The organism is Pseudomonas meliae (assembly GCF_001400515.1).
Taxonomy (GTDB): Bacteria; Pseudomonadota; Gammaproteobacteria; order Pseudomonadales; family Pseudomonadaceae; genus Aquipseudomonas; species Aquipseudomonas amygdali.
Genome location: NZ_LJQT01000429.1, coordinates 1 through 14,347 on the forward strand (window position 1 = coordinate 1; position 14,347 = coordinate 14,347).

Consider the following 14,347-nt stretch of genomic DNA (forward strand, 5'->3'; position numbering starts at 1 on the left):
TTTTACAGTGGCGGTGACAGATAAAACGCTGGCGAAGCCTTTTCCTGCTCAAGGCGGCGCGCCATCAGTGCCGTGTCGCAGTAGATATCTGCGCCAGCCTGCAACACCGGCGTCCTGCGATAACCGCCTGTCAGCGCGGTCAGGTCGGGCTTGGGCATGATCGACGGGATCGTCACCGAGCGCCATGTGAGGCCTTTGAAACCCAGCATCAGGCGGGCTTTTTCGGCAAACAGTGACGTGGGGTAATGGTGAAGAATCAACTCGGACATGTTCAGCCTCTGCGCACTCGGGAAGCACACAGCTTAACCCGCAGCACCCTGCCCGCCCACAGACTCAAGCTGATGGCACGACATCACGCTCATGGATCGGGGATCAGGCGTAACTGGCTGCCAGTGCCTCTTTGGCGCTTTTTCTGAGTTTCTTGATCAGCCGCTCCTGACGCAACGCCTCACCCTTGCTGGGCCACTGTTCGACGTAGACCAGGGCCATTGCCGGGCTCGAAGAGAAAAAGCGCGCGCCCTTGCCGCTCTGGTGCATAGCGAATCGGCGCTGCGGATCATCACTGATGCCACAGTACAGCGAGCCGTTGGCAGCGCGCACCAGATAGACAAACCAGGGTTTGCCGACTGCCTGTTCGGAAGTCGGCGCACTCGCGGTGCTGGCAACCTCAGGCACGGCGATTCTCTGAAAAGGTCTTCAGACCCTTGAGCGCCTGAGCCCTGACGGCATTGCGTACCAAAGGCGTCCAGCCAAGCAACAGGCCCTTCAAACCCAAGGCCTGACGCGACCAGCGCCACATATCGAAATTATCGCGATGCTCGCAGATCTTGCCATCGCGGAACACGAATCGGGCCTCAATATCGTTGACCACCGTGCGCCTGGTCTGACTGAACAGATAGGTCGCCACCCAATGCGCAGTGCCCGCCCGATCATCGGCACGCACCTGATCGAAGACCACCGAGAAATTTTTCGCCCGGGAAGTCAGCATGCGCCACATTTCGCCTACCTGAGGCCCGCGCAATTCACCAAATGCCGGGTCACTAAACAGCACGTCATCGGTATAACAGGCACTCATCGCCTCGGCATCCAGCTGCGCAAACGCCTCATAAAAGCGGGTGATCAGTGCGCTGTTGGCCTGACTTTGTTCCTCGTAGTTCATGCGTGCACATCCCCTGGCGAATTATCCGTGCACGATAAGCGGCGCCGCTGAAAATGGCGAGGGTTGATGGCGCATCAGCCATCACTTTTACCTGTCCGGATAACGATTTCGCGCTGCACTGAACGCCTCTGAATTTTCAATCACCCAAGTCCACAGCGGAATCATTTGTACCAGCAGCCCCATGCCCAGGCCGGTCAACGAATATTCCACCCTGAGCGGCTTCTCGCAGTAGTCATGGCGGGTGATCAACCCGTCCTGTTCAAGCTGGCGCAAGGTATGAGTGAGCATGCGCTGGGTGACGCCGTGCAGCTTTCGGCGCAATTGGGCATGGCGCAAAGGGCTGCTGACGCCGAGGGCATGTACCACGCCCAATGACCAGCGGTTTCCGGCGTGGCCGAGAATATCGCGCTTGAGACCATCCTCATCATCGCTGAGCGCAGCACAGGCCGCTTCGGAGCGTCTGACCACTTCCTGCGCGTCCAGCCCGCCCGGTATCACCGATGTGCCTACTTTTTGTATGTCGACAGGCATGCCAGCATCTCTCCCGCCTGAATTGAAAGACTGTCCAAAGGGGTCACCATGCAAGCCGATAACGCAAACGTCAAACAACGCATTCTGGTAATAGGCGCAGGAGAGCTTGGGCTCGCCGTGCTGCGAGGGCTGGTCGAGAAAGCCGGAGCATATGACTTGAGCATTGCCGTGCTGCTACGCCAGAGCAGCTTGAGCACTCAAGCGCCTGCCAAGCGTTTGGAAATCGAAGAAATCCGCGCGCTGAACATTGCCATCGAAACCGCCGATCTGGCCGACGCCACCGTGGACGAACTAGCCACTGTCATGAAGCGCTACGACACGGTAATCAGTTGTGCGGGTTTTGCCGCTGGCCGGGGCACTCAGCGCAAACTGGCCGATGCGGCGCTCAAGGCCGGCATAAAACGCTACCTGCCCTGGCAGTTCGGCGTTGACTACGACCTTATCGGCCGGGGCAGCCCTCAGGATCTGTTCGATGAGCAACTCGATGTGCGAGAAAAGCTGCGCGCCCAGCAGCAAACCGAATGGATAATCGTTTCGACCGGTATGTTTACAAGCTTCCTGTTCGAACCCGCGTTCGGTGTCGTCGATCTGCAAGGCGGTCGGATCAATGCGCTGGGCAGCCTCGATACGACCGTGACAGTCACGACCGCAGAGGACATTGGCAGGCTGACTGCTGCCATCGTGATGCACGAGCCGCGCATTGTGAATCAGGTGGTGTACACCGCTGGCGACACATTGACGTACGCCGGGCTGGCCGATCTTGTGGAGCGTGTCACGGGGCGCGACATCGAGCGGCACGTATGGAGTGTTGCGCAGTTGCAGGCCGATCTGACGGAAATGCCGGATGACAATCTGCGCAAATACCGGGCAGTCTTTGCCATGGGCCGAGGCGTGGCATGGGACGTCGCCCGTACCTACAACGCGAAATCAGGGCTGAGCGTCACCAGTGCCGAACAATGGGCCCTGGCCAATCTGGCTCAGACCTGAAGCAGCTCAAGCCCGGTCCGAACGATCAACAATCATCGAAAATCAAACCTTCTCGCTACTGACCTGCACCTGCAGCGCCCGACCGGCACCCATGCCCGCGATGATGGCGCCCAGCCCGAGTACCGCGAAGATCCAGCCAATCGCGCTCCAGCTGCCGGTCATGTCATGCACCACGCCCACGGCAAACGGGCCGGTCGAAGCGATGGTGTAGCCAAAGCCTTGCGCCATGCTCGACAGATTGGCGGCGACATGTGAGTCGCGCGAGCGCAGGACGATCAAGGCCAGCGCCAGGCTGAACGTGCCGCCCTGCCCGATCCCCAGCAGGATGGCCCAGCCCCACAGTCCGCCGAGCGGAGCGTACAGGCAGCCGAACAGCCCGGTCAGTGTGAGCGACATGACCAGCATGATCGCCAGACGCTGATCCTTGCCGCGTGTGGCCAGATAGGGCACCGCCAGGGCGCTGATGACTTGCGCGATGATCGAGCCGGACAGCAGCAGACCGGCCTGGGTCGGCGTCAGGCCGCGACCGATGAGAATAGAGGGCAGCCAGCCGAAGACAATGTACGACAGCGACGATTGCAGGCCCATATACAGCGTGACCTGCCACGCCAGCGGGTCACGCAACAGGCCGCGAACTCGATAGACATCGCGATGTGAGCCATGCATTTCACGTGCTTGTGGAAACCAGAACAGCGCCGCAATCAACGCCGGAATCAGCCAGAAACCCAGACCTATTTGCCAGCTGTCGCCGACGTACTGGCTCAGCGGCACCGTCGAACCGGCTGCAATCGCAGCGCCCAGGCACAGCGCCATGGTGTAGACACCGGTCATTGCCCCGGCCTTGTGCGGGAAATCGCGCTTGACGATACCGGGCAACAATACGCCGATGACCCCAATGCTCGCGCCCGCCAGCAGGCTGCCGGTAAACAGGCCGACTTCGCCGAACAGGCTGCGTACTGCCAGACCCGACGCCAGTGTCAGGAGCACCACCAAAACCACCCGTTCACTGCCAAAACGCCGGGCAAGAATCGGTGCCAATGGCGCGAACAGGCCCAGACACAACACCGGCAAGGTGGTCAGCAGACCAGCTTCGGCAGCCGACATCCCAAGGCTTGCGGACACCTCGTTAAGCAACGGCGCAACGCTGGATAACGCGGGGCGCAGGTTGAGGGCGACCAGCACCAGACCCAGCAGCAACAGCCAGGGGCGCTTTAGAACAGGATGGGCTTGATCGGTAATCGGTTGGGGGCTGGATTGAGCCTTGGCAGTCATCGGTTTCTCGGTAATCAGGTATGTCGACCCTTTTCAGGGGGGCGGTATCCTGTTGGAGAATCATCGCGAATACAAGGTTCAGCCAGAATTGCATACAAGATGCATGGCAAATGCAGGCAAAAAAACCGGGCACATGGCCCGGTTTTCCGTTTGGCAGCTACTGACTCAGTGAATGATCTGACTGAGGAACAGCTTGGTACGATCGCTTTGCGGGTTGTCGAAGAAGTCGTTAGGCGCGGCCTGTTCGACGATTTCGCCTTTGTCCATGAAGATCACCCGGTTCGCCACGGTGCGGGCAAAGCCCATCTCGTGAGTCACGCACAGCATGGTCATGCCTTCTTCTGCCAGGCCAACCATGGTGTCGAGCACTTCCTTGACCATTTCCGGGTCGAGTGCCGAAGTCGGTTCATCGAACAGCATGATTTTCGGCTTCATGCACAAGGCACGGGCAATCGCCACACGCTGCTGCTGACCACCGGAAAGCTGACCCGGGAACTTGTGGGCCTGCTCGGGAATACGCACACGCTCCAGATAATGCATGGCGATTTCTTCGGCTTTCTTTTTCGGCATGTTGCGTACCCACATCGGTGCCAGCGTGCAGTTCTGCAGGATGGTCAGGTGCGGGAACAGGTTGAAATGCTGAAACACCATGCCGACTTCACGGCGGATGGTCTCGATCTGCTTCAGGTCGGAAGTCAGTTCGGTGCCATCAACGATGATACGACCCTGCTGGTGCTCTTCCAGACGGTTGAGGCAACGAATGGTGGTCGATTTGCCCGAGCCCGATGGGCCGCACAGCACGATACGTTCGCCCTGACGCACGTTCAGGTTGATGTCCTTGAGTACATGGAACTGGCCGTACCACTTGTGGACGCCCTCCATGCGGATCATGCCTTCAGCGCCCAGAGGCTTATTGATAACTTCACTCATCACAAAACTCCTAACGCTTGTGGCCTGTGTCCAGCTTACGTTCCAAATGCATGGAATAGCGGGACATACCGAAACAGAAGATCCAGAACACCAGGGCCGCGAAGACATAGCCTTCAGTGGCCATACCCAGCCATGCCGGGTCGGCGGTAGCTTGCTTGACGCTGTTGAGCAGGTCGAACAGGCCGATAATGATCACCAGACTGGTGTCTTTGAACAAGGCAATGAAGGTGTTGACGATGCCGGGAATGACCATCGTCAACGCCTGCGGCAAAATCACCAGACCCATGCTGCGCCAGTAACCCAGGCCCATGGCCGAGGCGGCTTCATACTGGCCCTTGGGGATGGCCTGCATGCCGCCGCGTACCACTTCGGCGATGTACGCCGACTGGAACAGAATCACGCCGATCAACGCCCGCAGCAGTTTGTCGAAGTTCATCCCTTCGGGCATGAACAGCGGCAGCATCACCGACGACATGAACAGCACAGTGATCAGCGGCACGCCGCGCCAGAACTCGATAAACGTTACGCATACCACACGCACAGCCGGCATGTTGGAGCGACGGCCGAGCGCCAGCAAAATACCCAGCGGCAAGGCACCGACGATACCCACGGTGGCAATCACCAGGGTCAGCATCAGGCCGCCCCACTGGCTGGTCGGTACGTTGGTCAGACCAAAAGCACCGCCGTGCAGCAGGTAGAAGGCAACAATCGGGTAAATCACCAGAAAGGCAATACCGTAGACAGCCTTGCGCTGAAACTTCGAGATGAACAGCGGCGCAGCACCGACAATCGCCAGGACGGCGGTCAGGTCGACCCGCCAGCGCAGCTCATTGGGGAAGTAGCCGTACATGAACTGGCCGAAGCGCTGCTCGATGAACACCCAGCAGGCGCCCGCCTTGGTGCAGTCTTCCTTGGTCGTGCCGACCCAGTTGGCGTCCAGTAGAGCCCAACTGATGATCGGCGGAACGACCAGATAGATCAGGTAGAGCGAGAACAGGGTCAGCAGGGTGTTGATCCAGCTGGAGAACAGGTTCTGCCGCATCCACGCCATCGGGCCGAACACTTTGCCCGGTGGTGGCATATCAGGTTTGAAAGTATGAGTCGTCATGCGCGTTTCCTCACCGCTCGATCAGCGCAATGCGCTTGTTGTACCAGTTCATCAGCAGGGAAATGCTGATACTGATCGCCAGGTACACACTCATGGTGATGGCAATGACTTCAATGGCCTGTCCGGTCTGGTTGAGCACCGTACCGGCGAACAGGGAAACCATTTCCGGATAACCGATGGCTGCTGCCAGCGAAGAGTTCTTCGCCAGGTTCAGGAACTGACTGGTCAACGGTGGAATGATCACTCGCAGCGCCTGCGGAATGATGACCTTGCGCAGCGTTGGCCCGGGGCGCAGCCCCAGCGAGCGGGCAGCTTCGGTCTGACCGTGACTGACCGACTTGATGCCGGAACGCACGATTTCAGCGATGAACGCCGCCGTGTAGATGGTCAGTGCCAGGGTCAGGGAGATCAGTTCCGGGATCAGCACCCAGCCACCGGTGAAGTTGAAGCCCTTCAGTTGCGGCAGTTCCCAATGCACCGGGCTGCCGAAGACCAGCATGCTCAGGCCCGGGATCACCAGCAACAACGCCAGACCGACCCAGAACTTGTGAAACGGCTGGCCAGTGGCTTCGAAGCGCTTGTTGGCCCAGCGCACCATCATCACGATCGCTATCACGGCAACCACGATGCTGATCAGAAACGCCCATGCACCTTCGGCTGGCAACGCTCTGGGCATATTCAGCCCGCGGCTGCTGACGAAGAACATGTCCAGATAACCATGCGCCTGACGCGGACCAGGCAGCGTGAGGAATACGGCGGTGTACCAGAAGAGGATCTGCAGCAGTGGCGGAATGTTGCGGAAGACTTCGACATAAACGGTTGCCAGCTTGCTGATCATCCAGTTCGGAGACAGGCGAGCGACACCAATGACAAAGCCCAGCAAGGTCGCCAGGACAATACCGATAACCGACACCAGCAAGGTATTCAGCAGGCCGATGACGAATACGCGGGCATAACTGTCCGCTTCGCTGTAGTCGATCAGGTGTTGAGCAATACCGAAACCGGCACTGTTCTCAAGAAAGCCGAAACCCGAGGTAATACCACGGTGTTGCAGGTTGGTCTGGGTATTGTCGAAGATGAACCAGCCCAACGCGATCACCGCCACGACAGTGATGATCTGAAATAACCACGCGCGCACTTTCGGATCGCTCAGAGAGAGCTTTTGCTTGGGTGCGACGATTTGCTTTTCCATGAAATGCCCCAGGAAAAATCCAACAGAACAACGCCCGACAGGCTGGGAAGCCTGCCGGGCGCCGGGTCAATCAACGAATAGGTGGAGCGTACTGAATGCCGCCAGCATTCCACAGAGCGTTCTGGCCGCGCTTGATTTTCAGCGGGGTGCCTTCGCCCAGGTTGCGTTCAAACACTTCGCCGTAGTTACCGACCTGCTTGACGATCTGCACGACCCAGTCTTTCGGCAGCTTGAGGTCCTTGCCGTAAGTACCGTCGGCGCCCAGCATACGGGCTACGTCAGGGTTCTTGGTCGACTTGGCTTCAGCTTCAACGTTCTTGGAAGTGATTTTGGCTTCCTCGGCGTTGAGCATGGCGAACAGGGTCCATCGAACGATCGAGAACCAGTCTTCGTCGCCTTTACGCACGACAGGGCCCAGAGGCTCCTTGGAGATCACTTCAGGCAGAACAATGTAATCGTCCGGCTTGGCCAGCTTGCTGCGCTGTGCGTAGAGCTGCGACTGGTCGGAAGTCAACACGTCGCAACGGCCGCCTTCCAGCGACTTGGCGCTTTCGTCAGAGGTGTCGAAGGTGATCGGGGTGTATTTCAGGCCGTTCGAACGGAAGTAGTCGGAGACGTTCAGCTCGGTGGTGGTACCGGCCTGGATGCAGATGGTTGCACCGTCCAGTTCCTTGGCGCTTTTCACGCCCAGCTTGTTGTTTACCAGGAAGCCGATACCGTCGTAGTAGGTAACGCCGGTGAACACCAGGCCCATGCCCGCATCACGGGAACTGGTCCAGGTGGTGTTACGCGAAAGGATATCGATCTCGCCGGATTGCAATGCGGTGAAGCGCTCCTTGGCGTTCAACTGGCTGAACTTGACCTTGGTGGCGTCGCCGAACACAGCGGCTGCAACGGCGCGGCAGACATCAGCGTCAATACCAGTGATCTTGCCGGTGGAGTCCGGAACGGAGAACCCTGGCAGGCCATCGCTGACGCCGCACTGAACAAAACCTTTCTTCTGAATAGCGTCAAGGGTGGCACCGGCGTTGGCAGCCCCGGTTACACCAAATGCGGCCAGGGCGGTGACGACAGCCAGGGTGGATTTCAACATCTTCATTCAAAAACCTCCAGTTTGCTCTTTGTTGTGTAGGTGTCTCAGTCGCGTCGCACCTTTGTGAGGCGCTAATGACCCGTGCTGGCTTATTTTTGGGTCATGCAACGCTGGGCCTGAATCACGAATCGTCTGCAGGATCATCCCGTCATTCGTCTTCATCATTCAGAATCGGCCCCGTGGACTGAAACCCCATGATTTTCCTGGACCGGAGTGGTACAGGTTGAATCGTGCCGCGAATCCTGACGCATGGACTCCCGAGCTGCTTTTCGATCGCTATAAGTAATAGCCTTATAGTGTTACCGAACGATGTGAGCGACTCGACTCCAGTCCTGCTGTAGCAAAGCCCGTACCAGCATGCTGGCTAAGTCGAATTAGCGACAGGTCAAGACAAAAACTTGTAACCTTGCGACATCTTCTTTCATTTTTAATCTAACCGCGCACCCTATTAATGCGCTCTAAATGAGCCAGCGCACACAAATGGAGCAGACATGAGCAAACCTTTGATCATCCAACCTTCAGGCACCGCGGATGCCTGCGTTATCTGGCTGCACGGGTTGGGCGCCGACCGCTATGATTTTCTTCCGGTCGCCGAGATGCTGCAGGAGTCGCTGACGACTACACGTTTCGTCCTGCCTCAGGCACCGACACGCGCCGTAACGGTCAACGGCGGCTATGAAATGCCAAGCTGGTACGACATCAAGGCCATGAGTTCCGAGGCCCGCGCCATTGATCACGATCAGATGGAAGCCTCGGCACAAAAGGTGCTGGACCTGATCGAGCAACAACGCGACAGCGGCATCGACCCGTCACGGATATTTCTGGCAGGCTTTTCCCAAGGCGGCGCGGTGGTGTTACACGCGGGCTATAGACGCTGGCAGGGTCCGCTGGGCGGCGTCCTCGCGCTGTCCACTTATGCCCCGACATTCAGCAATGAGATGACGCTGTCTGCCAGCCAACAGCGCATCCCTGCCTACTGCCTGCATGGCCAGCACGACGAAGTGGTGCACAACCCCATGGGCCGGACGGTGTACGAGCACCTCAAGGCTCAGGGTGTAACCGCTCAATGGCAAGAGTACCCAATGGGGCACCAAGTGTTACCGCAGGAAATCCATGACATCGGCGTCTGGCTGGCTGACAAGCTGCGCTGAAGCGCAATGGGCCCGCATGCAACTGACCGCTTTTGTAGCTCGCCACGGATGGCACTACGCCGAGCACGGTTCTTGCTTTACACTGCTCGGCGTACATTCCTTAACCAATTGATGAGATGACCGTGCTCAAAGCACTTAAAAAGATGTTCGGTAAAAGTGAGGCTGAGCAGCGCGCGCCTGGTCCGACAGCCTTTATTCCCGCCTCCCCCGCTGCCGCAGGCGACATACCGGATCATGCCCAGACTCAGCTTTCGGACACCGTCAACGAGCCCTCCAAAGCCAGAGCACCGCGCACCGACAAGCCAAGGGCCGAGCGCCCGCGTCGTGAGCGCGTGGTAAAACCGCCTGCGCCAGCATGGAAACTCGAAGATTTCGTCGTCGAACCACAGGAAGGCAGGACCCGCTTCCACGATTTCAACCTTGCGCCTGAACTGATGCACGCGATTCAGGACCTTGGTTTCCCGTACTGCACACCGATTCAGGCGGGCGTACTGGGCTTCACGCTCAAAGGCAAGGACGCGATCGGTCGCGCCCAGACCGGTACCGGCAAGACCGCTGCGTTCCTGATCTCGATCATCGAGCAACTGACCCAGACGCCACCGCCAGCCGAACGTTACATGGGTGAGCCCCGAGCGCTGATCATTGCGCCCACTCGCGAACTGGTGGTGCAGATCGCCAAGGACGCTGCCGACCTGACCAAATACACCAACCTGAACGTCATGACGTTCGTCGGTGGCATGGATTTCGACAAGCAGCTCAAACAACTTGAAGCACGGCACTGCGATATTCTGGTGGCCACGCCTGGCCGCCTGCTGGACTTCAACCAGCGCGGCGAAGTGCATCTGGACATGGTCGAAGTGATGGTCCTGGACGAAGCCGACCGCATGCTCGACATGGGTTTCATCCCGCAGGTGCGTCAGATCATCCGCCAAACCCCGCACAAGGGTGAACGCCAGACCCTGCTGTTCTCCGCGACCTTCACCGAAGACGTGATGAACCTCGCCAAACAATGGACGACAGACCCTTCCATCGTCGAAATCGAATCGTTGAACGTCGCCAGTGACAACGTCGAACAGCATATCTATGCCGTTGCCGGTGCCGACAAGTACAAGCTGCTCTATAACCTGGTCACCGACAACGGCTGGGAACGAGTGATGGTCTTTGCCAACCGCAAGGACGAGGTGCGACGCATCGAAGAGCGCTTGGTACGCGATGGCGTCAATGCCGCGCAACTGTCGGGCGATGTGCCGCAGCACAAGCGCATCAAGACCCTTGAAGGCTTCCGCGAAGGCAAGATCCGCGTACTGGTCGCCACCGATGTGGCCGGTCGTGGTATCCACATTGACGGCATCAGCCACGTGATCAACTTCACCCTGCCAGAGGTGCCGGACGACTACGTGCACCGCATCGGCCGTACCGGTCGCGCAGGTGCAGATGGCGTCTCCATCAGCTTCGCCGGCGAAGACGACTCCTACCAGTTGCCCGCCATCGAAGAGAAGCTGGGTCGCAAGATCAGTTGTGAAACACCGCCGACCCACCTGCTCAGGGCAGTGGTGCGGCAAACGACCTGACACGTGCGATCAACAAAAAAGCGCAGCCTTTACGGGGCTGCGCTTTTTTTGTGCCTGCCGGAAATCAGCAGCGTGAGGGTCAGTCAGTACCGTATTTCGGCGAACGTGGACCGTAAAGCAGGCCCGCCGGCCGACCAGCAGTGAGCAGTCGGTTGCTGGCTATCCCGGCGATGGGATGACCGGCATCGGTCGAACTGTTGATGATCTGCTTGACCGCCGCGGTAATCAGCATACCCACCAGACCGCCACCGCTGTTGTTGCCGCCCTCTTCACTGGACGCCGACGCGGTACCCGTCCACAGCGCAGTACCGGTGCGCAGATCAACCAGCTTTGCCGTGACCGTCACGACGGTCTGGCTACTGATGACCACATAACTGGTGCCGTATTGCTTGACCGTGATGTACATCGCGGCATCGGCTCCGAAGATCTCACGCAGCTTGGCGGGCGATGTCGCCTGAATATCATTGGCGTTGGTCAGGCCGTTGTTGCGAAATGTCTCGTCAACCAGCGCCACAGGCAACACGTAGTAGCCCGACTCGGCCAGCGGGTAGGTCACCTGCGAGAAGGTGCTGTACGTCGCTTTGACGTCAGGCGATTCGTTGACCGGCGGCAGTACCAGAATCGAACGCGGTTTGCTTTCCTTGAAGGCCGAGTAGTCCACCGTTGGCGGGGTAACGCAACCCGACAGCAGGGCAACGGCAAACAGGCTTACAGCAACTTTCAGATAAGAGAGGTTCATTTGACGACTCCTGCGTGGGCGTTCTTGAGCAGGAAGTCCATATAAGTGGCCGACTCGGGAAACAGTGCCTTTTCCGTGCGCAACTCCTGAACCATCTGGTCATCCTTGCCAATACTGCCGTATAGCATGCCCAACTGAGCATGGTATCCCGGTGGCGGCGTTGCGTTGGTAGAGCGGATTTTCTGCAAGTCTTCTTCGAGCTTGGCGACCTGGGCTTCCTTGGACTCGCCTTTGAAATACTCGTACACCTCAGGCTGGTAACTGCCCCACTGGTACAAGGTTTTCGGCTGTTGGACGCAGCCCGTCAGGCACGCGCCGGCGACTAAAAGCATTGCGACATTGCGCAACGAAACATTAAAACGATTCATGAACATCACAAATTCCCTTTTGAAATATCAGTTGGCAGTCGGTTTCCAGGCACCGCTGTCGAGCGCACGCACCATGTTGTTGACGGCTTCGCGCATGGCCAGGTCGAGAACCTTGCCGTTGAGTGTCGAGTCATAACTGGCGGTGCCGCCAAAGCCGACGACTTCACGGTTGGAAAGCTCGAACTCGCCTGCGCCCTGAGTCGAGTACACCACTTCCGAAGTGCTGATATTGACGATGTTCAACGCGACTTTCGCGTAGGCAATCTGGGATTTGCCGCGGCCCAGCAGGCCGAACAGTTGCTGATCGCCGACTTCTTTGCGACCGAACTCGGTCACGTCGCCGGTCACCACGTAGTCAGCACCCTTCAGACGCTGGGCGGTAGATTTAATAGCGGCTTCCTGCTTGATCTCCTCCATGTTGTCGCGATCCAGCACATTGAACCGGTTGGTTTGCTGCATGTGGGTGATCAGGATGGTCTTGGCTTGACCACCAAGACGATCGACGCCATCGGAAAAGATCCCGCGCATATAGCTGGAGCGGTTATCGAACTTGCCGACCGCAACCGGATAGCGCACACCGGCATAGGCAACTCCAGCACTTTCAACCTTTGTCACAGGCAGCGCCCGCGAGCTTTCCGTTGCACAACCAGCAACCAGCGCTAAAGCCGCTGTCGTCATCCCTGAAACCAAAAACTGCTGAAGTTTCTTCACATTCTGCTCCGAGCGTTTACGAAAACTGCCCGCAACGTGGCTCGCAAAACGCGATCACGTTCGGACAGTTATTGAATAGGATTGGGCAAAGCCAACAGGCCGCCTTTTCGCGGTCGCACATGATAGCCCGAAGCCATCTTTCTGTACCAAGAAAGATGCAAATAGACGATATAAAAAGCGGAAGGTCAGACTTTCAGGGAAAAAGATGGGCGCAACGACCAACGACTACCAGCGCCGGGCTGCTGCCTGATCGCTATCGCGGCCTTCAACCCACTGCGGTCCCTCGGAAGTCTTTTCCTTCTTCCAGAACGGCGCGCGGGTCTTGAGGTAGTCCATGACGAAATCGCAGGCTTCGAACGCTGCCTGCCGGTGAGCGCTGGCAACGCCCACGAATACTATCGGCTCGCCGGGCTCCAGCGCTCCCACCCGATGCAGCACATCAACGCGCAGCAACGGCCAGCGCTGTTCGGCCTCGGTAACGATTTTTGCCAGTGCCTTTTCGGTCATGCCCGGATAATGCTCCAGAAACATGCCTGACACCTCGCGACCCTCGTTGAAGTCCCGCACATAGCCGACAAAACTGACCACCGCGCCGATGCCGAGGTTGGCCGCATGCAACGCGTTGACTTCATTGCCGGGGTCGAACGCCGCAGCCTGAACGCGAATGGTCATGTTCAGCCTCCGGTCACGGGCGGAAAGAATGCGACTTCATCACCATCAGACAGCGGCTCGGTCGGCTTGCACAGTTCCTGGTTGCGGGCACACATCAGGTTCTGCTCGGCAAGGACCTGCCAGGCCTCGCCACGCTGCAACAGCGCTTGGCGCAGCGTGTCCAGCGTGGCGAACTCGCCTTCGACAGACTCGCTGTCCAAGCCCAGGACTTCACGGTAGCGGGCAAAATACTGAACCTGGATCTTCATGGTGATACCTGTGTCTGATCGGCAATGAAGTGACCGCTCTTGCCGCCGAGCTTTTCCAGCAGCCGAACCGACTCGATGACCATGCCGCGATCGACCGCCTTGCACATATCGTAAATTGTCAGCGCCGCAATGCTGGCAGCGGTCAGGGCTTCCATTTCCACACCGGTCTGCCCGGCCAGCTTGCAGCTCGCGGTAATACGCACCGCATCATCGCCGTCAGCGGCGAGGTGAACCTTGATGCTGGTGAGCATCAATGGATGGCAGAGCGGGATAAGATCACTGGTTTTCTTTGCCGCCTGAATGCCGGCAATGCGTGCGACAGCAAATACATCCCCTTTGGGATGACCGCCGCTGACAATCATTTGCAGCGTGGTGGGCAGCATACGCACCACTGCTTCGGCCACCGCCTCACGGGACGTCACGGCTTTATCCGTAACGTCGACCATATTGGCGCGCCCTTGGGAATCGAGATGAGTGAGCACAACGTTACTCCTTGGCAGAAGCAAGAAGTGTGGCAGCTGCAAGCTACAAGCTACAAGCTACAAGCTGAAAGTGCCCGGCGTTATACACAGGTTTTAAAGCGTACGAAAATCCTGGCTTCTGCCCGGAGGGCGT

17 protein-coding genes and 1 pseudogene are annotated in these 14,347 nt (G+C 58.3%); 3 read left to right on the forward strand and 15 right to left on the reverse strand.

Translation table 11 applies throughout. From position 1 onward, the window contains the following. Positions 1-20: 20 nt before the first annotated feature. From ALO64_RS19595 to ALO64_RS19610, 4 genes and pseudogenes are all read right to left on the reverse strand, one after another. Positions 21-269, reverse strand: a pseudogene (locus tag ALO64_RS19595) (glutathione S-transferase N-terminal domain-containing protein); the annotation flags it as partial. A 103-nt stretch (positions 270-372) separates the two neighbouring features. Beyond that, complete coding sequence (locus ALO64_RS19600; RefSeq protein ID WP_002552275.1) at positions 373-675, reverse strand: GIY-YIG nuclease family protein; 303 nt, start codon at positions 673-675, stop codon at positions 373-375. Then, a complete protein-coding gene (locus ALO64_RS19605) occupies positions 668-1,159 on the reverse strand; it encodes a nuclear transport factor 2 family protein (protein ID WP_044343626.1) in 492 nt (163 codons plus the stop codon). The genes ALO64_RS19600 and ALO64_RS19605 overlap by 8 nt, the downstream gene beginning before the upstream one ends. A gap of 87 nt (positions 1,160-1,246) precedes the next feature. Continuing rightward, positions 1,247-1,690: a winged helix-turn-helix transcriptional regulator gene (locus tag ALO64_RS19610; RefSeq protein ID WP_044343627.1), complete on the reverse strand. Its 444-nt coding sequence runs from the start codon at positions 1,688-1,690 to the stop codon at positions 1,247-1,249. A 48-nt stretch (positions 1,691-1,738) separates the two neighbouring features. On the opposite strand from ALO64_RS19610, the gene ALO64_RS19615 reads away from it, so the two are divergent. Continuing rightward, positions 1,739-2,677, forward strand: a complete 939-nt coding sequence (locus tag ALO64_RS19615; RefSeq protein WP_044343628.1) for an aromatic alcohol reductase — start codon at positions 1,739-1,741, stop codon at positions 2,675-2,677. A 42-nt stretch (positions 2,678-2,719) separates the two neighbouring features. Here the strand turns inward: ALO64_RS19615 and ALO64_RS19620 are convergent, their stop codons facing one another. The 5 genes from ALO64_RS19620 to ALO64_RS19645 form a co-directional block, all read right to left on the reverse strand. Further along, complete coding sequence (locus tag ALO64_RS19620; protein WP_002552271.1) at positions 2,720-3,949, reverse strand: CynX/NimT family MFS transporter; 1,230 nt, start codon at positions 3,947-3,949, stop codon at positions 2,720-2,722. A 165-nt stretch (positions 3,950-4,114) separates the two neighbouring features. Continuing rightward, positions 4,115-4,879: an amino acid ABC transporter ATP-binding protein gene (locus ALO64_RS19630; protein WP_003365366.1), complete on the reverse strand. Its 765-nt coding sequence runs from the start codon at positions 4,877-4,879 to the stop codon at positions 4,115-4,117. A gap of 10 nt (positions 4,880-4,889) precedes the next feature. Beyond that, positions 4,890-5,987 (reverse strand): amino acid ABC transporter permease, encoded by a 1,098-nt coding sequence (locus ALO64_RS19635; protein ID WP_044343629.1) that lies wholly within the window; start codon positions 5,985-5,987, stop codon positions 4,890-4,892. 10 nt (positions 5,988-5,997) lie between these two features. Continuing rightward, positions 5,998-7,179, reverse strand: coding sequence for an amino acid ABC transporter permease (locus ALO64_RS19640; RefSeq protein ID WP_002552269.1), 1,182 nt, complete (start codon positions 7,177-7,179; stop codon positions 5,998-6,000). 70 nt (positions 7,180-7,249) lie between these two features. Continuing rightward, a complete protein-coding gene (locus ALO64_RS19645) occupies positions 7,250-8,278 on the reverse strand; it encodes an amino acid ABC transporter substrate-binding protein (RefSeq protein WP_002552268.1) in 1,029 nt (342 codons plus the stop codon). A gap of 485 nt (positions 8,279-8,763) precedes the next feature. On the opposite strand from ALO64_RS19645, the gene ALO64_RS19650 reads away from it, so the two are divergent. Next, positions 8,764-9,423, forward strand: a complete 660-nt coding sequence (locus ALO64_RS19650; RefSeq protein WP_044343630.1) for an alpha/beta hydrolase — start codon at positions 8,764-8,766, stop codon at positions 9,421-9,423. Between the two features lie 116 nt (positions 9,424-9,539). Continuing rightward, positions 9,540-10,994, forward strand: coding sequence for an ATP-dependent RNA helicase RhlB (rhlB, locus tag ALO64_RS19655; protein ID WP_044343631.1), 1,455 nt, complete (start codon positions 9,540-9,542; stop codon positions 10,992-10,994). Between the two features lie 79 nt (positions 10,995-11,073). On the opposite strand, the gene ALO64_RS19660 is transcribed toward rhlB, so the two are convergent. The 6 genes from ALO64_RS19660 to moaC all read right to left on the reverse strand — a co-directional run bounded on the left by ALO64_RS19660 (position 11,074) and on the right by moaC (position 14,214). Beyond that, entirely contained in the window at positions 11,074-11,733 is a 660-nt protein-coding gene (locus tag ALO64_RS19660) for a DUF799 domain-containing protein (RefSeq protein WP_002552265.1), read from the reverse strand. Beyond that, positions 11,730-12,107, reverse strand: coding sequence for a DUF4810 domain-containing protein (locus tag ALO64_RS19665; RefSeq protein WP_005746010.1), 378 nt, complete (start codon positions 12,105-12,107; stop codon positions 11,730-11,732). Before ALO64_RS19665 ends, ALO64_RS19660 begins: the two co-directional genes overlap by 4 nt. Positions 12,108-12,128: 21 nt before the next feature. Continuing rightward, entirely contained in the window at positions 12,129-12,779 is a 651-nt protein-coding gene (locus ALO64_RS19670; protein WP_054098920.1) for a CsgG/HfaB family protein, read from the reverse strand. 258 nt (positions 12,780-13,037) lie between these two features. Further along, the gene (gene moaE / locus ALO64_RS19675; protein WP_002552262.1) at positions 13,038-13,484 is read right to left on the reverse strand and encodes a molybdopterin synthase catalytic subunit MoaE; all 447 of its coding nucleotides are present in this window, start codon (positions 13,482-13,484) and stop codon (positions 13,038-13,040) included. A gap of 2 nt (positions 13,485-13,486) precedes the next feature. Then, positions 13,487-13,732, reverse strand: coding sequence for a molybdopterin converting factor subunit 1 (gene moaD / locus ALO64_RS19680; RefSeq protein ID WP_002552261.1), 246 nt, complete (start codon positions 13,730-13,732; stop codon positions 13,487-13,489). Continuing rightward, positions 13,729-14,214: a cyclic pyranopterin monophosphate synthase MoaC gene (moaC, locus tag ALO64_RS19685; RefSeq protein ID WP_002552260.1), complete on the reverse strand. Its 486-nt coding sequence runs from the start codon at positions 14,212-14,214 to the stop codon at positions 13,729-13,731. The genes moaD and moaC overlap by 4 nt, the downstream gene beginning before the upstream one ends. Between the last annotated feature and the right edge of the window lie 133 nt (positions 14,215-14,347).